Below are 26,552 nucleotides of genomic sequence, written 5' to 3'. Positions count from 1 at the left end.
GGGAGAAACCCATGTCCGACACACGCAAGCCCGGCCGCGGCCGCGTCTATTCCTCGATCACGGAAACGATCGGCGACACGCCCATCGTGCGGCTGGACAAGCTTGCCAAGGAAAAGGGCGTCAAGGCGAACCTGCTCGCCAAGCTTGAATTCTTCAACCCGATCGCCTCGGTCAAGGACCGTATCGGTGTGGCGATGATCGAGAGCCTGGAAGCGCAGGGCAAGATTACGCCCGGCCGCACGACGCTGGTGGAGCCGACCTCCGGCAATACCGGCATCGCGCTCGCCTTCGTCGCGGCCGCCAAGGGCTACAAGCTGATCCTGACGATGCCGGAGACCATGTCGGTCGAGCGGCGCAAGATGCTGGCGCTGCTCGGCGCCGAGCTGGTGCTGACCGAAGGCGCCAAGGGCATGAAGGGCGCGATCGCCAAGGCGCAGGAACTGGTCGAGACACTGCCGGACGCCATCATCCCACAGCAGTTCGAAAACCCGGCCAACCCGGAAATTCACCGCAAGACGACGGCCGAAGAAATCTGGAACGACACGGACGGCGCTGTCGACATTTTCGTCTCCGGCATCGGCACCGGCGGCACGATTACCGGCGCCGGCCAGGTGCTGAAGGCGCGCAAGCCTTCGATCAAGGTAATCGCCGTCGAGCCGGAGGAATCTCCGGTTCTGTCCGGTGGCAATCCCGGGCCGCACAAGATCCAGGGCATCGGCGCAGGCTTTGCGCCGGCGATCCTCGACACCACGGTCTATGACGAGATCGTCACGGTCAACAGCGCGGAAGCGATCGAGGCCGCCCGCCTTGTCGCCAAGCTCGAAGGCGTGCCGGTCGGCATCTCCGCCGGTGCCGCTCTAACCGCGGCAATCGAGGTCGGCCAGCGCGAGGAAAATGCCGGCAAGACCATCGTCGTCATCATCCCGTCCTTTGCCGAACGCTACCTCTCGACGGTGCTGTTCGATGGCCTGGGCGGCTGATCAGGCTGGGATAACTTCTGATCGGAAAGGGCGCCCACGAGGCGCCCTTTTTTTTTCCAGGCACGCCGCTATGCGGCGACGGGCAAGCGTTCCCCGGCGATCCGATAGGAAATCGCCTCGGCGAGATGGATTCGGCCGACCGTCGACGCACCATCGAGGTCCGCAAGCGTGCGCGCCACCTTCAGCACACGATGGTAGCCGCGGGCGGAGAATTTCATCTTTTCGGCGGCGTCCCGGAGAAGCTGCAGGCCGGCCGCATCGGGTGCTGCGATCTTCTCGATCATCGAGGTCGACGCGCGGGCATTGCTTGTCAGCTCTGGATGTCCGAGGGCGGCGAAACGATCGATCTGCAGCGCCCGGGCACGGGCGACGCGACGGGCAACGACCTCACTGCTTTCGGCTGCGGCGGGCTTCAGGAGATCGGCGGCGCTGACGGCCGGCACGTCGATGCGGATATCGATGCGGTCCATCAGCGGACCAGAAATGCGCGCCTGATAGTCGGACATGCAGCGCGGTCCACGGGCGCAGCTGCGGCCGGGTTCGCCGGCCATGCCGCAGCGGCAGGGGTTCATGGCCGCGACAAGCTGGATCGCGGCGGGATAGCTGACGCGGTGGTTGGCGCGGGCGATGATGCATTCGGCGGTTTCAAGCGGCTGGCGCAGCGCGTCGAGCACCTGCGGCGAGAATTCCGGAAACTCGTCGAGAAACAGTACGCCGTTGTGCGCAAGCGACGCCTCGCCGGGCTTGGCACGCAAGCCGCCACCAACCATGGCGGCCATCGTCGCGGAATGATGCGGCGTGCGGAACGGCGGCCGGTCCGAGAGCTTGCCGCCCGGAAGCTGCCCGGCGATCGAATGGATCATCGACACTTCGAGGAGCTCGGCCGGGTTGAGCGGCGGCAGGATCGACGGCAGGCGGGCAGCGAGCATCGACTTGCCCGAGCCGGGCGGGCCGACCATCAGCAGATTGTGGTTGCCGGCGGCCGCCACTTCGAGCGCCCGCTTGGCGCTTTCCTGACCCTTGATATCGGCGAGATCGGGCAGGTTAGATGCGCCTGAGCGGATCGCGGCCTCGGGTCGCGAAAGCACCTGCGTACCGCGGAAATGGTTGGCGATTGCGATCAGGCTGCGGGGCGCCAGAATGTCGATCTCGGCCCCGGCCCACGCCGCCTCGGGTCCGCTTTCGGCCGGGCAGATCAGACCCTTGCCGAGCGCATTGGCACCGATCGCGGCGGGAAGCGCGCCGGCAACGGCAGCGATGGTGCCATCGAGATTGAGCTCACCGATCACCACATAAGGCGCCAACACATCGCCGGGAATGGCGCCGAGGGCTGCCATCAGGCCGAGTGCGATCGCCAGGTCGAAATGGCTGCCTTCCTTGGGAAGGTCAGCGGGCGCAAGATTGACGGTCACGCGCTTGGCCGGCAGCGCCAGACCTGAAGCATGAAGGGCGGCCTGCACCCGCTCGCGGCTTTCGGCGACGGCCTTGTCCGGCAGGCCGACGATCTGCATGCCGACCTTGCCCGGCGCGACCATCACCTGCACATCGACAGGCAGGCCCTCGATACCCTGAAATGCGACCGTGCTGACGCGCGCGACCATGCTTGCCCCTCGCCCAGGCAGCCCAGTTATCGGGCGCCACAACCGCCCAGGGTTGCAGGCAGAAGCCTTGCACGGCTCGCGCACAAAAACAAGAACAATAACGGAACATTTGAGGAGGCGCGGGTGTGTATCCGGGACGCTTCGGCAAACGGCCGCGGGCGTAGGCCCGCGGCAAGCGCCATCGACCCGAGATGGATCCTAGGCCGAGATCTTGATCAGGCGCGCTTGCGCTCGATCGCATCCCAGAGCAGGCTCGCGACATCGGCGCCGCCGAACTTCTTCACTTCGCGGATGCCGGTCGGCGACGTCACGTTGATCTCGGTCATGTAGTCGCCGATAACGTCGATGCCGACGAAGAGGAAGCCGCGCTCCTTCAGCGCAGGCGCGATGCGGGCGCAGATTTCCTTCTCACGCGCCGTCAGTTCGGTCGGCTCAGGCCGGCCGCCAGCATGCATGTTGGAGCGGGCGTCGTGGTCTGCCGGAACGCGGTTGATGGCGCCGACCGGCTCGCCGTCGACGAGCAGGATGCGCTTGTCGCCCTTGCGCACCGCCGGCAGGTATTCCTGGGCGATGAAGGGCTCGCGGAACATCTGGCCGAACATTTCGAGCAGAGAGGACATGTTGCGGTCGTCGCGGGTCGAGTGGAACACGCCGGCGCCGCCGTTGCCGTAGAGCGGCTTCAGGATGATGTCGCCCATTTCCTGGCGGAAGCTGGAGATCTCAGCGGGGTCGCGGGTGATCAGCGTCTTCGGCATCAGGTCGGCGAATTCGGTGACGAAGATCTTCTCCGGCGAATTGCGCACCCAGGCGGGATCATTGACGACCAGCGTCTTCGGATGCAGGCGTTCCAAAAGGTGCGTCGAGGTAATGTAGGCCATGTCGAAGGGCGGGTCCTGGCGCAGCAGGATGACGTCCATGGTCGAAAGATCCACGCGCTCGGCTTCGCCAAGCGTGAAGTGGTCGCCCTTGACGTCGCGCAGCGTCATCGGCTGCACGCTCGCATAGACCTTGCCGTCGCGCAGCGACAGCTTTTCCGGCGTATAGTGGAAGAGGCGATAGCCGCGCGACTGTGCCTCGAGGCTCATGGCGAAGGTGGAGTCACCCGCAATGTTGATGCCCGACACATGGTCCATCTGGACCCCGACATTGACGATTTTCGCCATCTACCCATTCCCTCATGGATCACGCTTAGCGTGATCGATTTCAAACCGCCGGAGCGAATGAGGACGGGAAAACCGCTGCCCTCTGCCGCACTGGCAAAGCCCTCGACATGTAGAATGCGGGCGGGCCTTAGGCAAGGAGAGGCGAGCCTATTCGAAGCCTTCGATCACGCAGGTGATGAGATCGTGATCCGAAAGCGGCCGGCCGGTTTCGTCAAGCGAAGGAATGATCGTGGTCTCGCCGATCTTCAGCCCGCGCGACAGGAACCAGTCGAGCTTCATCGCCCGCTCTGGCCAGCGGGTGATCAGGCTCGGCCGCGTGGTCATCACGTCGAGCGGCCCACCATGGCGGGTAAAGCCTCTGATGGCGCTCATGGCAAACAGCCCTTCGGCCTCGAAATCGCCGCCGGCATGGTTGCCGGTATTGAGATCGCCACCGATCATCACCGGCAGGCCGGGGAAAGTCTCGTCGAGTGCATCGATCAATTCCTTGACCTGGCGCTCTCGGTAGACGGCAGTCGTCGCACTCTCGAGATGGGTGGAGACGGCGACGAAGGGTCCGGCTTCCGTCTCGATGACGGCGCCGATCGCACAGCGCTCGCCAAGGCGCGGCTGCTCGCCATCGGTGAACCAGAGGCGTCCGCCCCATAGGCGCAACATGAAGGGCCGGGAGAACGGCACCGCAGCCATCAGCGCATTGCCATGGAACCCCTTGGCGTTGAATTCGTCCTCACAGAACTCACGCTCCGTATCGGAGCCGAGACCCATCTCGATGAACTCGATGCCATACGCATAGTGCATGCCGAGTGTTTCGGCGACTTCGGCGGTCGGGTGACGCTGGCCGGTGCGGGCCATGCCGTTGTCCATTTCTGAAAGAAGGACGACCGGCGCGTTCGTCGCGGCGAGATGGGCGGCGCTTTCGGCCGGAAACAGGCAGCGCTCCAGGTTCCAGGCAGCAACGGTGAACGGGAAGGCGAGCGGCGTATCGGAGGCCGGTGTGCCGCCGACCTCCACGCTGTTCATCTCCGGCCGTGCGGCCATGGCTGCGTCATGGGCGGCAATGGTGCGCACGATCTCGGCAAAGCTGGCGCGCGTTTCAAGCGAAGGAACGGCAAGCTGCTCGACGGTCTTGGAGATCACGATGCGGTCTCCAGGCGTGGCGCTGCAACCGGCGCTTCATTGGCAAACGACGTGCCGCGCTCCAGCCGCTTGCCGGTCTCGGTCGAGAAGAAGTGCAGACGGTCGACGGCGATCGTCACTGCAAGATCACCCGAAAGTGGCGTCTCCGGAGACAGCGCGATGGTGAGCGCCTGGCTCTCGATGGTGCCGTGCACGAGCCGCTGCGCGCCCAGTTCCTCGACATAGTCGACCTGGAACAGCATGGCGTCCTCGCCGACGCCGGCGAGCTTGAGATCTTCGGCGCGAAGCCCAACCGTGACCGGGCCTTCGACCGGCGCACGGTCGCCAAGCGCGATCCTGTAGAGACCGATCTGCAGGTTGCCGCCTTCGATCACACCCTTGATCAGGTTCATCGCCGGCGAGCCGATGAAGCTGGCGACGAAGGTTGAGGCCGGGCGGTGATAGACGTCGAGCGGACGGCCGATCTGTTCGATGCGACCGCCATTCAGCACCACCAGACGGTCTGCAAGGGTCATCGCCTCGAGCTGGTCGTGGGTGACGTAGAGCGAGGTCGTGCCGAGGCGCTTCTGCAGGCGTTTGATCTCGCCGCGCATGGAGACGCGCAGCTTGGCGTCGAGATTGGAGAGCGGCTCGTCGAAGAGGAAGGCCGCCGGCTTGCGCACGATGGCGCGGCCCATGGCGACGCGCTGGCGCTGGCCGCCCGAGAGCGCACGGGGCTTGCGGGTAAGATAGGGCTCGATCTCCAGCATGCGAGCGGCTTCTGCGACGCGGGCGTCGATCTCGGCCTTCGGCGTCTTGCGGTTCTTCAGGCCGTAAGCGAGGTTTTCGTAGACGGTCATGTGCGGATAGAGCGCGTAGTTCTGGAAGACCATGGCGATGTCGCGCTCGGCCGGATCGACCTCGTTGATCACGCGTGAGCCGATCGTCACCGTGCCCTTCGAAATCGTCTCCAGCCCCGCGACCATGCGCAGAAGCGTGGACTTGCCGCAGCCGGACGGGCCGACCAGCACGATGAATTCGCCGTCCTCGATATCGATCGAGACGGATTTCACCGCCTCGACATTGCCGTGATAGATCTTCGAGACCTCGGCGATGGTAATGGCCGCCATGGCTGCCTCCGTAAGATTGATGTCGTTTCAGGAGCGGGCGGGACTTTTGTCCCGCCACGACCCCGTTTACTTGTCGCTTTCCGTCAGGCCCTTGATGAACCAGCGCTGGAAGATCACGACGATCATGACCGGCGGCAGCATGGCGAGAATCGCCAGCGCAAAGGCCTCGTTATAGTCGGGGATGTTCGAGCCGACCCAGACGAGCAGGATCTGCTTGATGCCGCGCACCAGGGTGAAGAAGCCTTCGTCGGTGGTCATCAGGGTGGGCCAGAGATACTGGTTCCAACCGTAGACGAACATGATGATGAAGATCGCCGCCATCATCGTGCGCGAGAGCGGCACCAGTACGTCGATGAAGAACTTGAAGGGGCCGGCGCCGTCGATGCGCGCGGCCTCCAGCAACTCGTCCGGCACCGACTTGAAGAACTGCCGGAAGTAGAAGGTGCCCGTCGCCGAGGCGAGAAGCGGCACGATCAGGCCGGTATAGGTGTTGGTCAGCTTCAGCGTGTTCATCACTTCATAGGAAGGAAGGATGCGCACTTCGAGTGGCAGAAGCAGGGTGGTGAAGATCACCCAGAAGAAGAAGGTCGCGAGCGGAAAGCGGAAATAGACGAGCGCATAGGCCGCCAGCATCGACAGCACGATCTTGCCGACGGCGAAACCCAGGCCGAGGATCATCGAGTTCAGCATCATGTTGAAGCCGGTGATCTTGCCGGTGAAGCCGCCCTCGCGCGTCAGTACCGTCTGGTAGGTCTCGACGAAATGGCCGCCCCAGCTGAGGCTGAGACCGTTGCGGTGAATGTCGGCCGCCTCGTGCGTCGAGGTCATGAAGGCGACGACGACGGGCGCCACCATGATGAAGACGCCGAAGAGCAGGATGATGTGGTCGAAAATCTTGGTGCGATACATCGGCCCCACCTCAGTTGTAATGCACGCGCCGCTCGATGAAGCGGAACTGGAAGATGGTGAGCACGAAGACGATCAGCATCAGGATCACTGACTGGGCCGAGGAGCCGCCGAGATCGTTGCCGCGGAAACCGTCCATGTAGACCTTGTAGACAAGGGTGATCGGGTTGTTGGCAGCCTTGTCCTTCACCATCACGTCGATGACGCCGAAAGTGTCGAACAGCGCATAGGTGACGTTGATGATCAGAAGGAAGAAGGCGGTCGGCGCGAGCAGCGGCAGGATCACCGTCCAGAAACGGCGGAAGCCCGAGCGGCAGTCGATCGCCGCAGCTTCCCGCACCGAGACCGGAATGCCCTGGAGCCCTGAGAGGAAGAAGATGAAATTGTAGGGGATCTGTTTCCAGACCGAGACGACCACCATGGAAAAGGCGGTGTCGAAGTAGTTCAGACCAACCTTGATGTCCCAGCCGAACCAGCGCGCAAGCTCGACGATCGGGCCGATATGCTGGTCGAAGAACATCATGCCGATGAGGCCTGCGACCGGCGGGGCAATGGCATAGACCCAGATCAGCAGCGTCTTATAGGCGGCGTTGCCGCGGATGACGCCATCGGCCTTGACGGCGAGCAGCAGCCCGATCGACAGCGCAAAGAAGGTGACCAACGCCGTGAAAACGGCGGTGAAACGGACAATGCCGAGATATTCGCCTGATTTCAGCACGTCGGTATAATTGGTCATCCCGACGAAGGTCGAGCCGAAACCGAAGGGGTCTTCAAGATAGAACGACGACTGGAGCGCCTGAACCGACGGCCAGTAGAAGAAGATGAAGATGATCGCGAGCTGCGGCGCGAGGAAGAGGTATGGCAGGAACGGCGAGGAGAACTGCACGCGCTTTGCAGCGCTTTCGCCTCCGCTATTCGACTGGCCACCGAAAATCCGGAAGGCGCCGAAGCGACGCCCCCCGGTCTTTGTTCCGGTCCCTCCCCGCGCTGCGGGGAGGAGATCTGTCGCGGTCGACATCGAGATCAGCCGGCCGTCTTGGCGAAACGGGCGAGCAGCTCGTTGCCTTCCTTCTCGATGGTGTCGAACGCGTCCTTGACGGTCGTTTCGCCCGAGAAGATGCGGCCGTATTCGCGTTCCATGATTTCGCGGATCTGCGGGTAGAAGCCGAGGCGGTAGCCCTTCGACCAGTCGCCGGCCGGCAGCATCAGCTGCTTGATGCCGACTTCGGCAACCGGCTTCTCCTTGTAGTAGCCATCCTTCTGGGCAAGCTCGTAGGCTGCCTTGGTGATGGCCACATAGCCGGTGGCCTTGTGGTAGAAGTACTGGATCTCAGGCGAGGTCAGGAACTGGAAGAAGTCGGCAACGCACTTGTTTTCTTCATCCGTCTTGCCGGACATGGCAAAGAGTGCCGCGCCGCCGATGAAGGAGTTGGTGCCGGCGCCCTTGATCGAGCCCCAATAGGGCAGGAAGGTTGCCGAGAACGGCATCTGCGCCGTCTTCTGCAGGCCGCCGAACGAACCCGACGAACCGATCCAGAACGCAGCCTTGCCTTCTTCGAAGACCTTCTGGTTGTCGTTCCAGCCGGCGCCGTAGAAGGCGAAGTAGCCTTCATCCTTCCAGGCCTTCAGCTTGTCGAACATCATGACGAGGTTCGGGTCGGTGACCTTCAGCTCAGTGTCGACGACGGCGTCGTAGCCGTTGTTGTTGGTGGCGAACTGGATGTTGTTGCGGGAGAAGAAGTTCTCCGTGAACTGCCAGGTGAGCTGCGACTGGACGAGCGGGATGTAACCGGCTTCCTTCAGCTTCGGGGCGACGGCCTCGAACTCTTCCCAGGTCTTCGGCGCTTCGACGCCGGCCTTCTTCAGGGCCTCGTCGTTGATGTACATGATCGGCGCGGAGGAATTGAACGGCATGCCGACGAACTTGCCTTCGCTGTCGGCGTAGAAGTAGCGCACGCCATCGATGAAGGCGTTGCGGTCGAAGTTGTGACCAGCCTTGATGATCAGGTCTTCGGCCGGGATGACCGCGCCCTTGGCGTTGATGATCGTGGCGGCACCGGCGTCGAAGACCTGCAGGATGTTCGGCTGTTCACCCGAGCGGAAAGCGGCGATACCGGAAGCGAGCGCTTCCTCGTAGGTGCCCTTGGAAACCGGGGTCAGCGCGCAGGCGCTCTGGGCTTCATTGAACTTCTTGGAAACTTCATTGATGACTTCGCCGTTGCGGCCGGCCATGCCGTGCCACCAGGTAATGTTGGTCGCGGCAAGCGACGAGGTCGCGGAAAATGCAAGGGTAAGGGCTGCGAGCGTAAACTTCTTGAACATGACTAATCCTCTCCACCGGGTTGCGGATGGCAGTGGACTAGTGACCTTCAATGACAGGCCCGTAACGCTTTTATGTCGGAACGATTACAAATTCGAGAATATGTTCCAATGAGGGGCACCCGCGGAACAACGCAATCATTTCCCTTCATTATGCGCCGATTCAGAACGCATCCGGCAGGTGCCGCGGCCAGCCCCAAGGGGTCACGGTGACGATGTCGTAGCGCACGGAAAGCCTGTTGAAATCAGGCTGTTTCGCCAGCCAAAGATCGCTCGCGGCACGGATACGCCTCTGCGCTGTCGCCGTCACGGCGAAGACGTCGTCTTCGGCCGAGCGACGGGCCTTGACCTCGACGCAGGCGATGAGATCGCCGCGCCGGGCAATGATGTCAATTTCGCCAAGCTTGGTGCGATGGCGCATCGCGACGATGCGGTAGCCCTTGAGCAAGAGACAGAGTGCGGCGCGATACTCGGCTAGGTATCCCCGCCTGAGTGCCTTCAGCTTCCGCCGATCACCCGCCTCAGTCGCCATTGCGTTCCTTCAACTGCAGCAGCCGGTCATAGAGTTCCTTGCGCGGCAGGCCCGTCTGGCGGGCGGCTTCGGTTGCCGCCTTGCCGGTCGGCATGTCGGCGACCAGGCTTTGCAGCAGCGCGTCGACGTCGGCCGCTTCCGGTTCGGGCGCGGCATCGGGAGGGCCGATGACGAGCACGATCTCGCCCTTGACCGGCCCCGCCTGTTCATAATGAGCAGCAAGCTCGCCGAGCGTGCCGCGGCGAAATTCCTCGAAGGTCTTGGTCAATTCGCGGCAGACGGACGCCCGCCTGCCTTCCCCCAAAACGTCGGCCGCCGCCGCAACCGTCGCAGCGATCCGGTGCGGCGATTCGAAGAACAGGATCGTTGCCGGCACGGCGGCGAGTTCCCTGAGGCGATCGCGTTTGGCCTTGTCCTTGGTCGGCAGGAAACCGGCAAAGAGGAAAGCATCGTTCGGCAGGCCGGACCCGACGAGGGCTGCAAGCGGCGCCGAGGCGCCGGGAATCGGCACGACGCGATGTCCGGCCTCGATCGCAAGCTGCCCCAGGCGGTAGCCGGGGTCAGAGACCAGTGGCGTGCCGGCATCAGAGACGAGTGCCACCGAACGCCCTTCGGCGAGCGCTGCCAGCAGCCGCGGACCGGCCTCGTCGGCATTGTGCTCGTGGTAGGCGTAGGGCCGATTGGTGATGCCGTATCGATCAAGCAGAACACGGGTGACCCGCGTGTCCTCACAGGCAAGCACATCGGCGCCGGCCAATGTTTCCAGCGCGCGCAGCGTGATATCGCCGAGATTCCCGATCGGGGTTGCCACCAGATAGAGCGCGGCATCAAGGGGGCGGGCCGGAACGCTCACATTGTGCAGCCGGTAGCTGCGCTCCCTCTGTCCGCCCGCCGGTTCCGCTGTCTTTTGCTTTTCCACCTGTAACGTCCTGATCGTGCTTACCGATGTGTCTGTCCGGTCTTTATGAGTGAGCCACCATCGCAGAGCAAGGGCAAGACGACGGGCCTACGTGCCGCATCTGGGGACAGAAGCCCTCAAACCCCTTGCTTTCCGGGCGCTCTTTCTGCCATTTTGCCGGTCCACATCTATCCGGTCGGTCGGCCGGGGCACTCGCAGTTGACGCTCAGGCGGACGTTTCGCCCGCCGGGCAATGGTTGAAAGCGGCATCCCATGCGCATTACTCTCGAGCGATCCAACCTCCTGAAATCGCTGAACCACGTGCACCGCGTGGTGGAGCGGCGAAACACGATCCCGATCCTCTCGAACGTGCTCCTGCGTTCCGACGGCGCCAGCCTCGAAATGAAGGCGACCGACCTCGACCTCGAAATCACCGAGGCGACCCCGGCCCAGGTGGAGCAGGCGGGCGCGACCACCGTGCCAGCGCACCTGCTCTACGACATCGTGCGCAAGCTGCCCGACGGTTCGGAAGTGCTGCTCGCCACCAACGCCGAGGGCACGGCGATGACCGTCGCCTCGGGCCGTTCCAAGTTCTCGCTGCAGTGCCTGCCGCAATCCGACTTCCCGGATCTGACCGCCGGCAGCTTCTCGCATTCGTTCCGCCTCAAGGCGACCGACCTCAAGATGTTGATCGATCGCACCCAGTTTGCGATCTCGACCGAGGAAACCCGCTACTATCTCAACGGCATCTTCGTACACACGGTCGAAAGCAAGGGTGAGCTGAAACTGCGCGCCGTCGCAACCGACGGCCATCGCCTGGCGCGCGCCGACGTCGAGGCGCCATCCGGCTCCGAAGGCATGCCGGGCATCATCATCCCGCGCAAGACCGTCAGCGAATTGCAGAAGCTGCTCGACAACCCGGAACTCGTCGTCACCGTCGAAGTCTCGGACGCCAAGATCCGCTTGACGATCGGCTCGATCGTCATGACCTCGAAGCTGATCGACGGCACTTTCCCCGACTACCAGCGCGTCATCCCAGCCAACAACGACAAGGAACTGCGCGTCGATTGCCAGTCCTTCGCCCAGGCGGTCGATCGCGTATCGACGATCTCGTCGGAGCGCGGCCGCGCCGTCAAGTTGGCGCTGAACGAAGGCCAGATGACGCTGACGGTCAACAATCCCGATTCCGGCAGTGCTACGGAAGAACTGCCCGTCGGCTACGACCACGATCCGCTCGAAATCGGCTTCAACGCCAAGTACCTGCTCGACATTACTTCGCAGCTGACCGGCACCGATGCGATCTTCATGCTGGCAGACCCGGGCTCGCCGACGCTCGTCCGTGATCTGGCCGCTGAAGATGCGCTCTATGTGCTCATGCCGATGCGCGTGTAGCCGGGCCTGACGCGGCGCGAAATGCCAACCCGTCACGCCCGCGCGTGACGGGTTTTTTGTTGGCCGCGGCATCTGCGGACTGTTGATAAGCGAACGCTTTCAGGCGCAGACAGACTTGTTTTTGCCGCAGATGGGGACACATTATGATCACCGCCGCCGCGGCCGGCCCGAATCACCGGGCGAGGAATTTTGAGCGGACGGCCTGTGCGAGGAGAGGACAGCGGTTTTGAGGGGTTCAATGAATTTGCGCGTGAAGGTGAAGGAACGGCTCGGACGGAAGTTCGACGAAGAGATTCGCTTTTTCAAGGGATGGATGAGCAATGCCAAGGCCGTCGGCGCGATCCTGCCGACCTCCTCCGTCACAGCGCGCCGAATGGCGAGCGTCATCAATCCGGCCTCAGGCCTTCCGGTTCTTGAGCTCGGCCCCGGCACCGGCGTCATCACCAAGGCGATCCTGGAACGTGGCCTTGAGCCGTCCAATCTCGTGTCGATCGAGTATTCGACCGATTTCTACAATCAGCTCAAGACCAACTTCAACGGCGTCAACTTCATCAACGGCGACGCCTTCGATCTGGAACACACGCTCGGCGAACTCAACGGCCAGACCTTCGACAGCGTCGTCTCTGCCGTGCCGCTTCTGAACTTCCCGATGCATCGCCGCGTCGAACTGATCGACGATCTGCTGTCGCGCGTTCCGGTCGGCCGGCCGGTCGTGCAGATTTCCTATGGGCCTTTGTCGCCCGTCGTTGCCATGCCGGACCGCTACAGCATCCAGCATCTCGACTTCGTCGTGCGCAACATTCCGCCGGCGCAGCTCTGGGTCTATCGCCGGGCGCACTGACGGGATGTTCGGCGTCTACGTCACCCATCCGCAGGTCCAGATCGATCCGGACGTGCCCGTCCCGCAATGGGGACTTTCCACTGTTGGCCGCGAACGCGCGGTCATCACCGCCCGATTGCCCTGGGTGCGTTCGCTCGGACGGATCGTTTCGAGCGACGAAACCAAGGCGATCGAGACGGCACAACTTTTGGCCGATGCGGCCGGCGTGACGATCGAGGTCCACCACGACATGGGCGAGAACGATCGCTCGGCCACCGGCTTCCTGCCGCCGCCGGAATTCGAGAAGGCGGCCGACTGGTTCTTCGCCAATCCCACCGAAAGCTTCGAGGGCTGGGAGCGCGCGATCGATGCCCAGAGCCGCATCTCGAACGCGGTCTTTCGGATCCTCGGCGATCACGATCCGAAAATCCCGATTGCCTTCGTCGGCCATGGCGGCGTCGGCACACTTCTGAAATGCCGCCTTACCGGCGCGCCAATCTCGCGCGCAGCCGACCAGAAGGGTGGTGGCGGCGGCAATGTCTTCGCTTTCCGCCTTGCGGATCGGACTGTTGCATGCGACTGGACCCCGATGGAACACTGGCAGGGGATTTAGACGATGACCGAAACCGCGCGCGACAGACTGATCGTAGGCCTCGACCTTCCGACGATTGCGGATGCCGAGAAGATCGTGTCGACGCTCGGCAACGATGTCTCCTTCTACAAGATCGGCTACCAGTTGGTCTTTGCCGGCGGCCTGGAATTCGCGCGCGACCTGGCCAAAAGCGGCAAGAACGTCTTCCTCGACATGAAGCTGCTCGACATCGACAACACGGTGGCCAAGGGCGTCGAGAACATCGCCAAGATGGGCATGTCGATGCTGACCCTGCACGCCTATCCGAAGGCGATGAAGGCGGCTGTCGAGGCTGCGAAAGGCTCCGACCTCTGCCTGCTCGGCGTCACCGTGCTCACCTCGATGGACGAGCAGGACGTGATCGATGCCGGCTATGAATACGATCCGCACACGCTGGTGCTGCGCCGGGCCGAACAGGCGCGCGCCGCCGGCATGGGCGGCATCGTCTGCTCAGCGGAAGAATCGGCGGCAGTGCGCAAGATCATCGGGCCGGACATGGCACTCGTCACCCCGGGCATTCGCCCGGCCGGCGCGGACAAGGGCGACCAGAAGCGGGTGATGACGCCCTCCGAGGCGCTCAAGGCCGGATCCAGCCATCTCGTCGTCGCGCGCCCAATCGTCGCAGCCGCCGAGCCGCTTGCGGCTGCCCGCGCCATCCTTGCCGAAATGAACGGTGCGCTCGCGCGCTGATGCCGGGCGACACCCGTCGGACCAACGCGCCCGGTCGATCCGCTTGACCTTGGCCCAAATTTGCCGGAAGTAACACTCCCGTCAGCCTTTCGTGCTGCAAGACGAGGAGCTCAATATGGCCAAGGGATACTGGATCGCACGGGTCGATGTCCGCGACCCCGAGCGCTACAAGGACTATGTAGCGGCCGCAAAGCCCGCCTTCGAGAAATACGGCGCCAATTTTCTGGCACGCGGCGGGCTGCATCATCGGTTGGAGGGTGGCGTTCGCGCCCGCAACGTCGTCATCGAATTTCCATCGCTGCAGGCGGCGATCGACTGTTATAACTCTCCCGAGTACCAGATTGCCGCCGCGATCCGCCAGGAAGTCGCCGACGCCGAGATGGTGGTCGTCGAAGGCGTCTGATCCCACCGCCCCCAACCTTCAGCAGGCTCTGCACGCAGGCGTCGATTGGCCTTCACCTCTCGCGGCTGTTGGGCTATGTAGCAATCAATTCTTTCCGATCCGATCAGGAGTGCACATCCCATGACCTTGTCCAACCTTCCGCCGCTGGTGACGATTTTCGGCGGATCCGGGTTCGTCGGCCGTCATGTGGTGCGCGCGCTCGCCAAACGCGGCTATCGCATCCGCGTCGCCGTTCGCCGGCCGGACCTTGCCGGTCATCTCCAGCCGCTCGGCAATGTCGGCCAGATCTCCTTCGTTCAGGCGAACCTGCGCTACCGTAAATCGGTCGACCGCGCCGTTGAAGGCTCCGATCACGTCATCAACTGCGTCGGCGTGCTGTTCGAGAGCGGCCGCAACACCTTCGATGCGGTCCAGGATTTCGGCGCCCGTGCCGTGGCTGAAGCGGCCCGCGGCGTCGGCGCGACGCTGACCCATATCTCCGCCATCGGCGCCGACGCCTCCTCTGCATCGAACTACGCCCGCAGCAAGGGCCGCGCCGAGGCCGCTATCCTTGAGACCAAGCCTGACGCGATCATCCTGCGTCCATCGGTCGTCTTCGGTCCAGAGGACGGCTTCTTCAACAAGTTCGCCAACATGGCCCGCTTCTCGCCGGTCCTGCCGCTGATCGGCGGCGGCGAGACGAAATTCCAGCCCGTCTACGTGACCGACGTCGCCGAAGCCGTGGCCCGCGCCGTCGACGGCACGATCGCCAAGGGCAAGATCTACGAACTCGGCGGCCCTGACGTCTTGAGCTTCCGCGACTGTCTCGAGATCATGCTCAACACGATCGACCGCAAGCGCACGCTCGTCTCGCTGCCCTTCGGCGTCGCGTCTCTGATCGGCAGCGTTTCGTCTCTGATCCCCTTCGTCACGCCGCCGCTTACCGCCGACCAGGTGGTGTTGCTGAAATCCGACAATGTCGTCTCCACAAAGGCCGTATCGGAAGGCCGCACACTTTCCGGCATCGGCATCGACCCGACGATGCTGGAATCGATCCTGCCGACCTATCTGGTGCGCTACCGCCCGCAGGGCCAGTACACCCGTAGCGGCCGCGCCGCCTGATCGGCAGCAGCCCAACGATTTTTTTGAACGGCCGCCGGAACCACCGGCGGCCGTTTTCTGTTGTATTGCGGTAACAGCGTTGCAGTTCTGCCGCAGTCGGAAAAGCGATTGGCATTTACCGCAAATTCAACATGTCCTGATATTGATCATGTCATATCCACCAACTAAACACCGCCTCGCGCCCCCGATCCCAAGGCATGACGGCGGGCGGCGGCATCAATCTCGAAAGGCATAGCGTCCATGGGCAAGTCGATCGCAATCTTTTTTGCGTGTGCGGCACTGATCATTCTGGCTGGCTCGTTCATGGCGCCGAACACGGTCGCCAGCAGCGGCAAGGATTGCGCACCGGCCTATGGCGTCGATCCGTGCACCACGGCATCGATCGACCTTTCCGGCCACTAAGGGCCGGCGCCTCGACGAGGCATCAAAAGTTATTGGCGGGGGCCAGTAGCCGCGTGCGTTTCACCATGAGACGCACGCGGCTTTGTTTTTAGGGCCTGACAACAGGTCAAAGAAAAAGGCGCGTCCGGGACGCGCCTTTTGTCATTCTGAGATCGTCGGTTCTGCTCAGCCAAGCAGCCACAGACCGATCAGGCCGGCGATCCCGACGATGATGCGCCAGATGGCGAAAGGCGTGAAACCGCGCCGCGAGACGAAGTCGAGCAATGAGCGCACGACGAAGATGCCGGCGACGAAGGCCGCAATGAAACCGACTGCAATCAGGGTAAAATCGTCAAAGGAGAGCGCATCGCGGTTCTTGTAGAGGTCCAGCGTAAAGGCGCCGACCATGGTCGGCATCGCCAGGAAGAACGAGAATTCGGCGGCCGAACGCTTGTCGGTGCCCATCAGCAGGGCGCCGGCGATCGTCGCGCCGGAACGGGACGTTCCGGGGATCATAGCCAGGCACTGGAACAGGCCGATCTTCAGCGCCAGCGACGGCGGGTAGTCCATCACGTCGGTATAGCGCGGCTTCAGCGGCAGATGGTCTATCGCATAAAGGATGACGCCGCCGACGATCAGTACGACGCAGATCAGGACAGGCGTCTCGAACAGCACCGTCTTGATGAAATCATGGGCAATGGCACCGATGACCGCCGCCGGCAGGAAGGCGAGCAGCACTGACACGACGAAGCGGCGCGCCTTGATGCTTGTCGGCAACGCCAGCGCGATCGACAGAAGCTTCTGGAAATAGACGAGCAGGATCGCCAGAATGGCGCCGAGCTGGATGAGGACGGCGAAGGTGTTGCCCGGCGACTTGAAGCCGAGGAAGTGGCCGGCGAGAAGGACGTGCGCCGTCGATGAGACGGGGATGAACTCCGTCAGGCCCTCGATCAGACCGAGGACAAGCGCACTGATGATCGATTGATCCGCCATATATGAGAATTTCCTGACAAGTTTTGGAGTGGGAGGAAAAGGCTGATTCGCTTGTGTTTGCCACCACAAATTTCTATAGCTCTAACACATGAGCCGTGGCCAGACGCTTGCGCCGCCACGCTGACGCCCCCAAGCCAAAGCCCTGAGAAGCCAGATCATCGATGCCGACACTGTATCACCACCCCATGTCCGCCGCTTCACGCTTCGTTCGCCTGATCCTTTCGGAATACGGCTACCAGACGGAATTGACGGACGAGCAGCCCTGGGAGAACCGGCGCGACTTCCTGGCTTTGAACCCGGCCGGAACGCTACCGGTCTATGTTGACGACAGTATGAGGGCGCTCTGTGGGGCGACGATCATCTCGGAATATCTCGACGAGACGAACGGCATCATGAAGCGGGATCGCCGCCTTCTGGCCGAGGATCCGTTCCAGCGCGCGGAAATCCGCCGGCTGGTCGAATGGTTCCTGCAGAAGATGGAAGCCGATGTGACGCGGCCGCTGGTGCGCGAGCGGATCTTCAAGCTGCAGATGACGCCGGACCAGGGCGGCGGCGCACCCGACAGCAAGGTCCTGCGGACCTCGCGCGCCAACATCCGCCAGCATATGAAGTATCTCTCCTGGCTCGCGGGCACGCGCACCTGGCTTGCCGGCGACCGGATTTCCTATGCCGATCTTGCCGCCGCCGCGACGGTGTCCGTGCTCGATTATCTCGGCGAAATCGACTGGTCGGACGCCCCGAGCGCCAAGGAGTGGTACCAGCGGCTGAAGTCCCGCCCCTCCTTCCGGCCGCTGCTTGCCGAGCGCGTGCGCGGCGTCACCCCCGTTCCGCACTATGCGGATCTCGACTTCTGAGGCGAATACCGTGCCCGGCATCGATGCCAAGGCAGACAGTGAGGAACGGCGCCGGCTGAAGCTGACGGCGTTCCTGAAGGCAGAGGCGGCAGACAAGGGCTTCGATCTCTGTCGCATCACCCGGCCGGATGCCATTCCGCAAGCACCGGCCCGGCTTCGAGACTTTCTCGACGAGAGCTTTCACGGCACGATGGACTGGCTCGAAGAGACAGCCGAGCGCCGTTCCGATCCGCGCACGCTCTGGAGCGAGGTGCGCTCCGTCGTCATGTTCGCGATGAACTACGGCCCGGAACACGATCCGCGTGGCATTCTTGAGCGGACCGATCGCGGTGCGATCTCGGTCTATGCCCAGAACCGCGACTACCACGACATCATCAAGGGCAAGCTCAAGGAAGTCGCGACCCGCTTTGCCGCGCGCGCTGGCGAGGACGTCAAGGTCTTCGTCGATACCGCCCCGGTGATGGAAAAGCCGCTGGCGGAGCAGTCCGGCCTCGGCTGGCAGGGCAAGCACACCAATCTGGTCAGCCGCGAATTCGGCTCCTGGCTTTTTCTCGGCAGCCTGTTCACGACGGCGGACCTCGCCTTCGACGAAGCCGAGCGCGACCATTGCGGCTCCTGCCGCGCCTGCCTCGATGCCTGTCCGACAGACGCTTTCCCGGCGCCCTACCGGATCGACGCGCGACGTTGCATCTCTTACCTCACGATCGAGCACAAGGGGCCGATCGATCCCGAATTCCGGCCGCTGATCGGCAACCGCATCTATGGCTGCGACGACTGTCTTGCCGCCTGCCCCTGGAACAAGTTCGCGCAGGCAGCCTCGGAAATGAAGCTCAGAGCACGCGACGATCTGAAGGCGCCGTCGCTCGAAACCCTGCTTGACCTCGATGATCCGAGCTTTCGCAGCCTGTTCTCAGGCTCACCGGTCAAGCGCATCGGTCGCGACCGGTTCGTGCGGAACGTGCTGATCGCCGCCGGCAATTCAGGCAGCCAGGCGCTGGTGCCCGCAGTCAAGGCCCGCGTCAACGACACCTCAGCCGTGGTGCGGGCGATGGCGGTGTGGGCGCTGTCACGATTGGTCGCGCCTGCGGCGCTTGCGGAATTTGCCGAACAATGCGAGCCAGAGACGGACGAAGACGTCCTCAACGAATGGCAGATCGCGGGAGTGAGCCGATGCATGTCCTGATCCTTGGCGCCGGTTACTCCGGTACGGCAATCGCAAAAGCGATGGCCCCAACGGCCACAAGCGCTATCGGCACCACCCGGAGCGAGGAGAAGGCGGCAAAACTCGAAAGGGCCGGCCTCCGCCCGGTGCTCTTCGACGGCGAGACGATCTCCGACGACCTAGCCGCCGCCCTCGGCAAGGCAACTCATCTGATCCAGTCGATCGCGCCCGGTCGCGATGGCGATCCCATGTTCCGCACCACGAGCCCGGACCTCACGCAGATCGCACCGAACCTCGAATGGATCGGTTATCTCTCAACGGTCGGCGTCTATGGCGACCATGGCGGCGAATGGGTCACCGAGGACATGCTGCGCAAGCCGGTCTCGGCCCGCTCTGTCGAGCGCGTGGAAGCGGAGGACGCCTGGATCGCCTTCGGCAAGAAGCAGGATATTCCGGTCGCGGTGCTCAGGCTCTCCGGCATCTACGGCCCCGGACGCAACGCCTTCTGCAATCTCGAAAACGGCACGGCACGGCGGCTGGTCAAGCCCGGCCAGGTGTTCAATCGAATCCGCGTCGAGGATATCGGCGCCGCAGCGCTGTTCCTCGCCAACAATGGCACCAGCGGCGTCTTCAACATCACCGACAACGAGCCGGCGCCGCCGCAGGACGTGGTCGCGGAAGCCGCCCGGCTGATGGGCGTCGAGCCGCCGCCGGAAACGCCCTTCGAGCAAGCCGAACTGTCACCGATGGCCCGCACTTTCTATGGAGAAAACAAGCGGGTTTCGAATGCCCGCATGCGTGCAACCGGTTTTGAATTTGCCTTTCCGGATTATCGCGTCTCGCTTGCACAGCTTTGGCAGTCGGGCGCGTGGCGCGGACAGTGAAATGCAATACGGCACCCGCCAGATAGCATAACCCGTAATGCTTATAGAACGTCGATAGTCAGTCCGTCAGTAATGGCCAGGGCTGGGCCACCGCAATTGTGACATTCTTTGGATAATCGTTCGATACTTGGTTAATTTCATACAACCTGCGCGCTAGTAACGAATTTTCGACCATCCGGATTCCGGAAAATTGGTCCAATTCGAAATTTTTAATGAAATTTTTCGATTACGGGCGGGTTCGGCTCGCGTGCGGAGGCTGGCGAACGCTCAACCCCTGATTCCAAAGAACTCCTGTCTGCGTTTAAACTATTTCAAACAATCTTCGTTTTTGAAATTTCGTCATTTTTTAATAAATCCTAATAGAGCGTAAATGGTTGAAGCACGTTTTTGCCATTTTTCGCCCCAATTAGCGGTTCTCAGAAGTTTTTAACCAAGTGTTTTGACCGAGGGGATCGCCAGTTTGACGCCAGCGAAGATCACGACTGCTGCCGCTGCAGCGCTATTCACGGCCACTATCGGTCTCGTCTCCGTTTCCGATAGCCATGCAGCCGGCGCCGGCTGCGGCGGCGCATCCTGGTATGCGCTGAGCTCCAAGACCGCCTCCGGCGAGCGCATGAATGCCGCTCACCTGACGGCCGCCCATCGCAGCCTGAAATTCGGCACCAAGGTGCAGGTCACCAACAAGCGCAACGGCAAGAGCGTTATCGTTCGCATCAACGATCGTGGCCCGTTTATCCGCGGTCGCGTCATGGATCTTTCCAAGGCTGCAGCATCGCAGATCGGCATGGTCCGCTCCGGCACTGCCAGCGTCTGCTATCGCGTCGTCAATTCCTGATCTTGAAATACTGCTACCCGGCCTGCGGGCGGGTGGATCTACTTCGCTAAAGGCCGTTCCCGGCGGTTAATCTTCTCCGCCGTCTTGCTCTTCGATGCCATCGCCGTTACCACGGCGAAAAAGGAGTTGATCGAAGATGCGTTTGGGCGGCAGGCTCGCTGGAGCCATTGAGGTTCTTGAGGATATCGAAAAGCGGAAGCGCCCGGTCGCCGACGCGCTCAAGGATTGGGGCCTTGGCCACCGTTTCGCCGGATCCGGCGATCGCTCGGCGATCGGCAACATCGTCTACGACGCCCTTCGCATGAAGCTCTCCCACGCCTACCTGATGGATAGCGACAGCGCCTCGGCCCTCGGCCACGCGGTGATGTACCGCCAGTGGGGCTTTTCGCCCGAGGCGCTGGCCGCCGAGCTCGATGGCGACAAGTTCGCGCCGGAGGCACCGGCCGAACAGCTTCAAGCCTTCAGGTCGCGCCGGATCGAGGACGCCCCGGCCCATGTGCAGGGCGACATCCCCGAATGGGTCCAGGCCTCCTTTGAAGAGAACTTTTCCGACGACTGGCTGGAAGAAGCCAAGGCGCTCGCCGGCCGGCCGACGCTGGACCTGCGCGCAAACACGCTGAAGGCGTCGCGCGCCAAGGTCCTGAAGGCACTGGAGCGTAGCGGTGCCGAGGCCGCAACGATCGCCCGTAATGGTATCCGCATTCCCGCCGGCGAAGGCGCCTCGCGCCTGCCGAACGTCACGGCCGAGCTTTCCTTCCAGAAGGGCTGGTTCGAGGTTCAGGACGAGGGCTCGCAGATCGTCGCCGATCTCGCCTATCCGCAGGAAGGCGAACAGGTGCTCGACTATTGCGCCGGCGGCGGCGGCAAGACGCTCGCCATGTCGGCGGCGATGAACAACAAGGGCCAGGTGCACGCCTACGACACCGACCGCAAGCGGCTAGCCCCGATCATCGAGCGGCTGAAGCGCGCCGGCACCCGCAATGTCCAGGTGCATGAATCCACCGACAGCCTCGCGCCGCTTGCCGGCCGTTTCGACCGCGTGCTGGTCGATGCGCCCTGCACCGGCACCGGTACCTGGCGCCGTCGCCCGGACACCAAGTGGCGGCTGAACCAGAAGAACCTCGAAGAGCGCATCTCCCAGCAGGAAGAAGCGCTGGCAAGCGCTGCCCAGTTCGTCCGTCCCGGCGGCCATCTGATCTACGTCACCTGCTCGGTACTGCCTGAGGAAAACGAGGCGCAGGTCTACGGCTTCTGCGAAGACAATCCGGAATTCGAGATCCTGTCGGCCGCCGATATCTGGGCGACGCTGTTCGGCACCGACAAGCCGCAGCCCTGGTCGGCGGACATGAAGACGGTGACGCTGACACCCGCTTCCACCGGCACGGACGGCTTCTTCTTCTGCCTGATGCAACGCAAGGGTTAACGCCGTTTGACGATCGGCAAAAGACGCGCATCAGATTGAAAGCGTTCTAAACTATACACTTTGACACAAGTTTGCTTTTGGTTCATGAGAAGCGAGCTCGGCGGGGCCTTTTCTGATGGCTCGACGGCTGAACGACGCCATGTTTTGCGGCTCGTTCGACGGCGCCGGGGGACGCAACAGGAGAGGGTCATGACCAAGAAATTTTTCCGGGGCGCCGCGCTGGCGCTGATGACGGCGACCTCGGCGATGGCCCTGCAGCCGGCCCATGCCGCAACCGATGCCGCCGCCGTGGTGAAGCACTACACCGCCGTCGCCCACGCCAAGTTCGAAGACGCGCTGACGACCGCAGAAGCGCTCGACAAGGCCGTTGACGCGCTGATCGCGACGCCGAGCGAAGAAACGCTGAAGGCCGCGCGCGACGCCTGGAAGAAGGCCCGCAACCCCTACCAGGAAACCGAAGTCTACCGCTTCGGCAATGCGATCGTTGACGAGTGGGAAGGCAAGGTAAACGCCTGGCCGCTCGACGAGGGCCTGATCGACTATGTCGACCCGAGCTATGGCACCGAGAGCGACGAGAACGCGCTGTTCACCGCCAATGTCATCGCCAACAAGACGATCAAGATCGACGGCAAGGACGTCGACGCCTCCAACATCACGCCGGAATTCCTGGCGGGCACGCTGCAGGAAGCCGGCGGCATCGAAGCGAACGTCGCGACCGGCTACCACGCGATCGAGTTCCTGCTCTGGGGCCAGGACCTGAACGGGACCAAGGCCGGCGCCGGCAACCGCCCCTACACCGACTACGACACCAAGGCCTGCACCGGCGGAAATTGCGACCGCCGCGCCGCCTACCTGAAGGCTGCGACCGAGCTGCTCGTTTCCGACCTCAAGGAGATGGTTGCCAACTGGACGCCGGATGGTGCCGCCACCAAGGCGGTCGAGGCCGATCCGAAGGCTGGTCTCGTCGCCATCCTCACCGGCATGGGCTCGCTCTCCTATGGCGAACTGGCGGGCGAGCGCATGAAGCTCGGCCTGCTACTGCACGATCCGGAAGAAGAGCATGACTGCTTCTCCGACAACACGCACAACTCGCACCTGCACGATGCGATCGGCATCCAGTCGGCCTATACCGGCGAATATACCCGCGTCGACGGCACGAAGATGACCGGCCCGTCGCTGTCCGAACTCGTCGCCGCCAAGGATGCAGCGCTCGACAAGGAAATGGCCGGCAACCTTTCGACCACGGTCGAGAAGATGCAGGCGATGGCCAAGCGCGCGGAAACGACCGAGGCCTACGACCAGATGATCGGCGAAGGCAATGCCGAGGGCAACGCCACCGTTCAGGCGGCGATCGACGGCCTGATCGCCCAAGCAAAGACCGTACAGCGCGTCATTGCGTCGCTGGATCTCGGCACTGTCGAGCTTGAAGGTTCCGACAGCCTGGATAATCCTAACGCCGTCTTCCAATAAGCTGAAAAGGCGGGCCGCATCGACAAAGACGCGGCCCGATCCTCCTGAGATGAAATCTGGCGCTTTCCGCCTTTGCGCGCTTGTTCTCGTTCAAGCGCTTTTCACGGCCCTGCCCGCCTTCGCCGGCGACGGCCTTTTGACCGAACGCTCCGACCTCAACGACAAGGACCGCCAGCGCGTCCAGGCGGTGACGCGGCCTGCGACCGATTTCTCCAAGGCAGAAACCTTCGAAGCAATGTCCGGCGGTGCCGCGACCTCGATCGCGCCCGTCAATGCCGACAGTTTTTCGCAATTCTCGGCCAATCTCACCTTCCAGGAGGAAGAGGGCTTCAAGCTCGGCAACGCGCTCTTTCGCAAGCTTTGGGTTTCCTCCCCCTCCTCCACACAGGCCTCCGACGGGCTCGGCCCACTCTACAACGCCCGAGCCTGCCAGAGCTGTCACCTGAAGGACGGACGCGGCCGGCCGCCGGAAGGTGCCGTCGATACAACCTCGATGTTCTTCCGCCTGGCGCGGCCGCCCCGCGACGACGAGGAGCGCCGGATGATTGCGGCGCACGAGGTGGTGAACTTCGGCGACGCTGTTTATGGCGCCCAGCTTCAGGATAGCGCCGTGCCCGGCCTTGCCGCCGAAGGCCATCTGAAGATCAGCTACACCGAGGAGCCCTTCACTTTCCCCGACGGCGAAACGGCCTCTCTGCGCCGACCAGGCTATTCGGTGGCCGATCTCGCCTATGGCCCGCTCGATCCGGAAACCACGCTCTCGCCGCGTGTGGCGCAGCCGATGATCGGCCTCGGCCTGATCGAGGCGATCCACGAGGCGGATATCCTCGCCCTTGCCGACCCCGACGATAGGGATGGCGACGGCATCAGCGGACGGCCGGCGCTGACGCGCGACGCCAGGACCGGCAAGCTCATGCTCGGGCGCTTCGGCTGGAAGGCGCAGAACGCCACCGTGCGGCAACAGAGCGCCGATGCCTTCGCCACCGACATCGGCATCTCTTCACCCGACGCCGACCGCCCGCATGGCGACTGCACCGCGGCCCAGGCACAATGCCTGACCATGCCGACCGGCGAGCAGGCACGCCTTGGCCCCACAGAAGCGCCCGACCCGGTGCTCAACCTCGTGACCTTCTATTCGGAGAACCTGGCCGTGCCGGCGCGGCGCAAGGCGAGCTTTGAGGAGACACTGCGTGGCAAGAAGGTCTTCTACGAACTCGGCTGCACCAGTTGCCACACACCGAAATTCGTCACCCGCCGGGACGCGGCCAACAAGGCGCAGTCGTTCCAGCTGATCTGGCCCTATTCCGATTTCCTGCTGCACGACATGGGCGAGGGTCTTGCCGACGGACAGCAGGTGGGTGTGGCCACCGGCCGCGAGTGGCGCACGCCGCCGCTTTGGGGCATCGGCTTGACGAAGACCGTCAGTGGGCACACTTTCCTGCTCCACGACGGACGCGCCCGCAATTTCACCGAAGCGATCCTCTGGCACGGCGGCGAAGGGCAGAAGGCCCGTGACGCCTTTGCCGCCCTTGCCGCAAGCGATCGCCGCGATCTCCTTGCCTTCCTGGAGTCACTCTGATGCCCCGTACGCATACGCTTACTCTCGCTTTTGCCCTGACCTTGACGGCCGTTTTCCCGGCGGTGGCCCAGGAAGGAAGCGCGCTCTCGCCGCGCGTCGTCAACGAGGCGGCCGTGCCGGCGGTCATGGCCAAAGCCGTCGACGACTTCATCATCCCCGGCTATCGCAACCTCACGGAAAAGACCGCTGCCGCCACGCAGGCCACGGCCAAGCTCTGCGCGGCGCCGTCGCAGGCGACGGTCGATGGCGCTCGCGTTGCCTTTTCCGAGATGGTTGGCGCCTGGTCGGCGATCGAGGTGGTGAGGCTTGGTCCGGCACTTGAGCAGAACCGCTTCGAGCGGTTCCTGTTCTACCCCGACCGCAAGAGCACGGGCCTGAAGCAGGTGCAGGCGATCGTTTCGAAGCACGATGAAAGCGCAACGGACGAGGCCAAACTCAAGGGCAAGAGCGTCGCCGCACAAGGGCTCGGCGCGCTCGAATACGTGCTCTATGGCACGGGCGCCGAGTCACTTCTGAACAAGGATGGCGATTTCCGCTGCCGCTACGGCCTGGCGATCACCAAGAACCTCGACACGATCGCCAACGAGTTCCTGGCCGCATGGCAGAAGCCCGATGGCATTCAGGCGGCCTGGAAACATCCGGGCCCTGACAATCCCGAGTTCCGCGACAACCGCGAAGCGGCAACAGAACTGCTCGGCATTCTCGTCCATGGCGTCGAGACGGTGAAGGACCAGCGGCTGAAGCCGTTCTACGAGAGCAAGGACGACAAGGGACATCCGAAGCTCGCGATCTACTGGCGCTCCGGCAACACCATGCCGTCGATCGCCGCCAACGTGCGAGGCCTGAAGACACTGTTCGACGTTGCCGACATGCAGAGCCTTTTGCCGGAAGACAGCCGCTCGGTCGCGGGTTCAGCCGACTTCGTCTTCAAGTCGGTGATCGGCATGGCCGGCAACATCGACGGACCGATCGATCAGGCGCTCGAGGACAAGGACAAACGGGCCAAGCTCGCCTTCCTGTCGCTCAATACCAACGACCTTCTCGATCGGCTGAACAAGGATTTCGGCGGCGCGATCGGGCTTGGCGCCGGCTTCTCCTTCGCCGACGGCGACTAGAGCGGGATGAGGAAACATGTGCGCGGTTTCCGCCCGCATCCCGGTTGAGCGCCGAGTGTTGACAATCAAGGTTTTTGGGCGCAAAGCGCTTCCCGTGTCCGCTCTCGCGGGCACGTTTCACCACAAGGACCAACTCCCAATGAACCCCGACAGTCGAAGTCGAGCCTTCACGCT

The 26,552-nt window shown here is 63.1% G+C and carries 26 protein-coding genes; 16 read left to right on the top strand and 10 right to left on the bottom strand.

Annotated features, from left to right (window positions below; genetic code table 11):
* Window positions 1–11: 11 nt before the first annotated feature.
* Window positions 12–980 (top strand): cysteine synthase A, encoded by a 969-nt coding sequence (cysK, locus tag ASD63_RS14670; RefSeq protein ID WP_034797566.1) that lies wholly within the window; start codon window positions 12–14, stop codon window positions 978–980.
* 68 nt (window positions 981–1,048) lie between these two features.
* Here cysK and ASD63_RS14665 read toward each other — a convergent pair whose 3' ends face one another.
* The 9 genes from ASD63_RS14665 to rsmI form a co-directional block, all read right to left on the bottom strand.
* The gene (locus ASD63_RS14665) at window positions 1,049–2,581 is read right to left on the bottom strand and encodes a YifB family Mg chelatase-like AAA ATPase (RefSeq protein ID WP_060529502.1); all 1,533 of its coding nucleotides are present in this window, start codon (window positions 2,579–2,581) and stop codon (window positions 1,049–1,051) included.
* Window positions 2,582–2,796: 215 nt separating this feature from the next.
* The gene (gene gshB / locus ASD63_RS14660; RefSeq protein WP_034804450.1) at window positions 2,797–3,744 is read right to left on the bottom strand and encodes a glutathione synthase; all 948 of its coding nucleotides are present in this window, start codon (window positions 3,742–3,744) and stop codon (window positions 2,797–2,799) included.
* A 147-nt stretch (window positions 3,745–3,891) separates the two neighbouring features.
* Window positions 3,892–4,881, bottom strand: a complete 990-nt coding sequence (locus ASD63_RS14655; protein WP_034804453.1) for an endonuclease — start codon at window positions 4,879–4,881, stop codon at window positions 3,892–3,894.
* On the bottom strand, window positions 4,878–5,990 hold the full coding sequence (locus ASD63_RS14650; protein ID WP_034804456.1) for a sn-glycerol-3-phosphate import ATP-binding protein UgpC: 1,113 nt from the start codon (window positions 5,988–5,990) through the stop codon (window positions 4,878–4,880). The genes ASD63_RS14655 and ASD63_RS14650 overlap by 4 nt, the downstream gene beginning before the upstream one ends.
* A gap of 66 nt (window positions 5,991–6,056) precedes the next feature.
* Window positions 6,057–6,899: a sn-glycerol-3-phosphate ABC transporter permease UgpE gene (gene ugpE, locus ASD63_RS14645; protein WP_034804459.1), complete on the bottom strand. Its 843-nt coding sequence runs from the start codon at window positions 6,897–6,899 to the stop codon at window positions 6,057–6,059.
* 10 nt (window positions 6,900–6,909) lie between these two features.
* Window positions 6,910–7,914, bottom strand: coding sequence for an ABC transporter permease subunit (locus ASD63_RS14640; RefSeq protein ID WP_234798720.1), 1,005 nt, complete (start codon window positions 7,912–7,914; stop codon window positions 6,910–6,912).
* Between the two features lie 5 nt (window positions 7,915–7,919).
* Window positions 7,920–9,218: an extracellular solute-binding protein gene (locus tag ASD63_RS14635; protein WP_029742937.1), complete on the bottom strand. Its 1,299-nt coding sequence runs from the start codon at window positions 9,216–9,218 to the stop codon at window positions 7,920–7,922.
* 160 nt (window positions 9,219–9,378) lie between these two features.
* Window positions 9,379–9,747 carry a YraN family protein gene (locus tag ASD63_RS14630; protein WP_034804462.1) on the bottom strand — a complete coding sequence of 123 codons (369 nt, stop codon included), beginning with the start codon at window positions 9,745–9,747 and terminating at the stop codon, window positions 9,379–9,381.
* Entirely contained in the window at window positions 9,737–10,666 is a 930-nt protein-coding gene (gene rsmI, locus ASD63_RS14625; RefSeq protein WP_034804465.1) for a 16S rRNA (cytidine(1402)-2'-O)-methyltransferase, read from the bottom strand. The genes ASD63_RS14630 and rsmI overlap by 11 nt, the downstream gene beginning before the upstream one ends.
* Before the next feature lie 252 nt (window positions 10,667–10,918).
* On the opposite strand from rsmI, the gene dnaN reads away from it, so the two are divergent.
* The 7 genes from dnaN to ASD63_RS35680 all read left to right on the top strand — a co-directional run bounded on the left by dnaN (window position 10,919) and on the right by ASD63_RS35680 (window position 16,084).
* Complete coding sequence (gene dnaN / locus ASD63_RS14620; RefSeq protein WP_034804468.1) at window positions 10,919–12,037, top strand: DNA polymerase III subunit beta; 1,119 nt, start codon at window positions 10,919–10,921, stop codon at window positions 12,035–12,037.
* Between the two features lie 238 nt (window positions 12,038–12,275).
* Window positions 12,276–12,878 carry a phospholipid N-methyltransferase PmtA gene (gene pmtA / locus ASD63_RS14615; protein ID WP_082572892.1) on the top strand — a complete coding sequence of 201 codons (603 nt, stop codon included), beginning with the start codon at window positions 12,276–12,278 and terminating at the stop codon, window positions 12,876–12,878.
* A gap of 4 nt (window positions 12,879–12,882) precedes the next feature.
* Window positions 12,883–13,470, top strand: a complete 588-nt coding sequence (locus ASD63_RS14610) for a histidine phosphatase family protein (protein ID WP_034804471.1) — start codon at window positions 12,883–12,885, stop codon at window positions 13,468–13,470.
* Between the two features lie 3 nt (window positions 13,471–13,473).
* The gene (gene pyrF / locus ASD63_RS14605; RefSeq protein WP_034804475.1) at window positions 13,474–14,178 is read left to right on the top strand and encodes an orotidine-5'-phosphate decarboxylase; all 705 of its coding nucleotides are present in this window, start codon (window positions 13,474–13,476) and stop codon (window positions 14,176–14,178) included.
* Between the two features lie 115 nt (window positions 14,179–14,293).
* On the top strand, window positions 14,294–14,581 hold the full coding sequence (locus ASD63_RS14600) for a DUF1330 domain-containing protein (RefSeq protein ID WP_034804478.1): 288 nt from the start codon (window positions 14,294–14,296) through the stop codon (window positions 14,579–14,581).
* Window positions 14,582–14,701: 120 nt separating this feature from the next.
* Window positions 14,702–15,682, top strand: a complete 981-nt coding sequence (locus ASD63_RS14595) for a complex I NDUFA9 subunit family protein (protein WP_034804481.1) — start codon at window positions 14,702–14,704, stop codon at window positions 15,680–15,682.
* A gap of 240 nt (window positions 15,683–15,922) precedes the next feature.
* Window positions 15,923–16,084, top strand: coding sequence for a hypothetical protein (locus ASD63_RS35680; protein WP_034804494.1), 162 nt, complete (start codon window positions 15,923–15,925; stop codon window positions 16,082–16,084).
* A 165-nt stretch (window positions 16,085–16,249) separates the two neighbouring features.
* Here ASD63_RS35680 and ASD63_RS14590 read toward each other — a convergent pair whose 3' ends face one another.
* Window positions 16,250–17,056 carry an undecaprenyl-diphosphate phosphatase gene (locus ASD63_RS14590; protein ID WP_034804497.1) on the bottom strand — a complete coding sequence of 269 codons (807 nt, stop codon included), beginning with the start codon at window positions 17,054–17,056 and terminating at the stop codon, window positions 16,250–16,252.
* Window positions 17,057–17,217: 161 nt separating this feature from the next.
* On the opposite strand from ASD63_RS14590, the gene ASD63_RS14585 reads away from it, so the two are divergent.
* The 8 genes from ASD63_RS14585 to ASD63_RS14550 all read left to right on the top strand — a co-directional run bounded on the left by ASD63_RS14585 (window position 17,218) and on the right by ASD63_RS14550 (window position 26,378).
* Entirely contained in the window at window positions 17,218–17,910 is a 693-nt protein-coding gene (locus tag ASD63_RS14585) for a glutathione S-transferase family protein (RefSeq protein WP_034804500.1), read from the top strand.
* Window positions 17,911–17,920: 10 nt separating this feature from the next.
* Window positions 17,921–19,093 (top strand): tRNA epoxyqueuosine(34) reductase QueG, encoded by a 1,173-nt coding sequence (queG, locus tag ASD63_RS14580; RefSeq protein WP_034804502.1) that lies wholly within the window; start codon window positions 17,921–17,923, stop codon window positions 19,091–19,093.
* On the top strand, window positions 19,081–19,956 hold the full coding sequence (locus ASD63_RS14575; RefSeq protein ID WP_034804505.1) for an SDR family oxidoreductase: 876 nt from the start codon (window positions 19,081–19,083) through the stop codon (window positions 19,954–19,956). Before queG ends, ASD63_RS14575 begins: the two co-directional genes overlap by 13 nt.
* A 460-nt stretch (window positions 19,957–20,416) precedes the next feature.
* Window positions 20,417–20,791 carry a septal ring lytic transglycosylase RlpA family protein gene (locus ASD63_RS14570; protein WP_034805152.1) on the top strand — a complete coding sequence of 125 codons (375 nt, stop codon included), beginning with the start codon at window positions 20,417–20,419 and terminating at the stop codon, window positions 20,789–20,791.
* 136 nt (window positions 20,792–20,927) lie between these two features.
* On the top strand, window positions 20,928–22,214 hold the full coding sequence (locus ASD63_RS14565) for an RsmB/NOP family class I SAM-dependent RNA methyltransferase (protein ID WP_034804507.1): 1,287 nt from the start codon (window positions 20,928–20,930) through the stop codon (window positions 22,212–22,214).
* Between the two features lie 189 nt (window positions 22,215–22,403).
* Complete coding sequence (locus tag ASD63_RS14560; RefSeq protein ID WP_029742958.1) at window positions 22,404–23,684, top strand: imelysin family protein; 1,281 nt, start codon at window positions 22,404–22,406, stop codon at window positions 23,682–23,684.
* A gap of 49 nt (window positions 23,685–23,733) precedes the next feature.
* A complete protein-coding gene (locus tag ASD63_RS14555; RefSeq protein ID WP_034804510.1) occupies window positions 23,734–25,263 on the top strand; it encodes a di-heme oxidoredictase family protein in 1,530 nt (509 codons plus the stop codon).
* Window positions 25,263–26,378, top strand: coding sequence for an imelysin family protein (locus tag ASD63_RS14550; RefSeq protein ID WP_034804513.1), 1,116 nt, complete (start codon window positions 25,263–25,265; stop codon window positions 26,376–26,378). Before ASD63_RS14555 ends, ASD63_RS14550 begins: the two co-directional genes overlap by 1 nt.
* Window positions 26,379–26,552 lie beyond the last annotated feature (174 nt).

It is taken from the genome of Ensifer sp. Root558, assembly GCF_001427045.1.
Taxonomy (GTDB): Bacteria; Pseudomonadota; Alphaproteobacteria; order Rhizobiales; family Rhizobiaceae; genus Ensifer; species Ensifer adhaerens.
Note: the sequence above shows the minus strand (reverse complement) of the source record. Positions and strands in the feature narration are given on the sequence as shown.

Excerpts from the sequence above, each read along its gene's own strand:
- cysK (WP_034797566.1), top strand. The coding sequence starts at position 12 with ATGTCCGACACACGCAAGCCCGGCCGCGGCCGCGTCTATTCCTCGATC.
- ASD63_RS14665 (WP_060529502.1), bottom strand. The coding sequence starts at position 2,581 with ATGGTCGCGCGCGTCAGCACGGTCGCATTTCAGGGTATCGAGGGCCTG.
- gshB (WP_034804450.1), bottom strand. The coding sequence starts at position 3,744 with ATGGCGAAAATCGTCAATGTCGGGGTCCAGATGGACCATGTGTCGGGC.
- ASD63_RS14650 (WP_034804456.1), bottom strand. The coding sequence starts at position 5,990 with ATGGCGGCCATTACCATCGCCGAGGTCTCGAAGATCTATCACGGCAAT.
- ugpE (WP_034804459.1), bottom strand. The coding sequence starts at position 6,899 with ATGTATCGCACCAAGATTTTCGACCACATCATCCTGCTCTTCGGCGTC.
- ASD63_RS14640 (WP_234798720.1), bottom strand. The coding sequence starts at position 7,914 with ATGTCGACCGCGACAGATCTCCTCCCCGCAGCGCGGGGAGGGACCGGA.
- ASD63_RS14635 (WP_029742937.1), bottom strand. The coding sequence starts at position 9,218 with ATGTTCAAGAAGTTTACGCTCGCAGCCCTTACCCTTGCATTTTCCGCG.
- ASD63_RS14630 (WP_034804462.1), bottom strand. The coding sequence starts at position 9,747 with ATGGCGACTGAGGCGGGTGATCGGCGGAAGCTGAAGGCACTCAGGCGG.
- dnaN (WP_034804468.1), top strand. The coding sequence starts at position 10,919 with ATGCGCATTACTCTCGAGCGATCCAACCTCCTGAAATCGCTGAACCAC.
- pmtA (WP_082572892.1), top strand. The coding sequence starts at position 12,276 with ATGAATTTGCGCGTGAAGGTGAAGGAACGGCTCGGACGGAAGTTCGAC.
- ASD63_RS14610 (WP_034804471.1), top strand. The coding sequence starts at position 12,883 with ATGTTCGGCGTCTACGTCACCCATCCGCAGGTCCAGATCGATCCGGAC.
- pyrF (WP_034804475.1), top strand. The coding sequence starts at position 13,474 with ATGACCGAAACCGCGCGCGACAGACTGATCGTAGGCCTCGACCTTCCG.
- ASD63_RS14600 (WP_034804478.1), top strand. The coding sequence starts at position 14,294 with ATGGCCAAGGGATACTGGATCGCACGGGTCGATGTCCGCGACCCCGAG.
- ASD63_RS14595 (WP_034804481.1), top strand. The coding sequence starts at position 14,702 with ATGACCTTGTCCAACCTTCCGCCGCTGGTGACGATTTTCGGCGGATCC.
- ASD63_RS35680 (WP_034804494.1), top strand. The coding sequence starts at position 15,923 with ATGGGCAAGTCGATCGCAATCTTTTTTGCGTGTGCGGCACTGATCATT.
- ASD63_RS14590 (WP_034804497.1), bottom strand. The coding sequence starts at position 17,056 with ATGGCGGATCAATCGATCATCAGTGCGCTTGTCCTCGGTCTGATCGAG.
- ASD63_RS14585 (WP_034804500.1), top strand. The coding sequence starts at position 17,218 with ATGCCGACACTGTATCACCACCCCATGTCCGCCGCTTCACGCTTCGTT.
- ASD63_RS14575 (WP_034804505.1), top strand. The coding sequence starts at position 19,081 with ATGCATGTCCTGATCCTTGGCGCCGGTTACTCCGGTACGGCAATCGCA.
- ASD63_RS14565 (WP_034804507.1), top strand. The coding sequence starts at position 20,928 with ATGCGTTTGGGCGGCAGGCTCGCTGGAGCCATTGAGGTTCTTGAGGAT.
- ASD63_RS14560 (WP_029742958.1), top strand. The coding sequence starts at position 22,404 with ATGACCAAGAAATTTTTCCGGGGCGCCGCGCTGGCGCTGATGACGGCG.
- ASD63_RS14555 (WP_034804510.1), top strand. The coding sequence starts at position 23,734 with ATGAAATCTGGCGCTTTCCGCCTTTGCGCGCTTGTTCTCGTTCAAGCG.
- ASD63_RS14550 (WP_034804513.1), top strand. The coding sequence starts at position 25,263 with ATGCCCCGTACGCATACGCTTACTCTCGCTTTTGCCCTGACCTTGACG.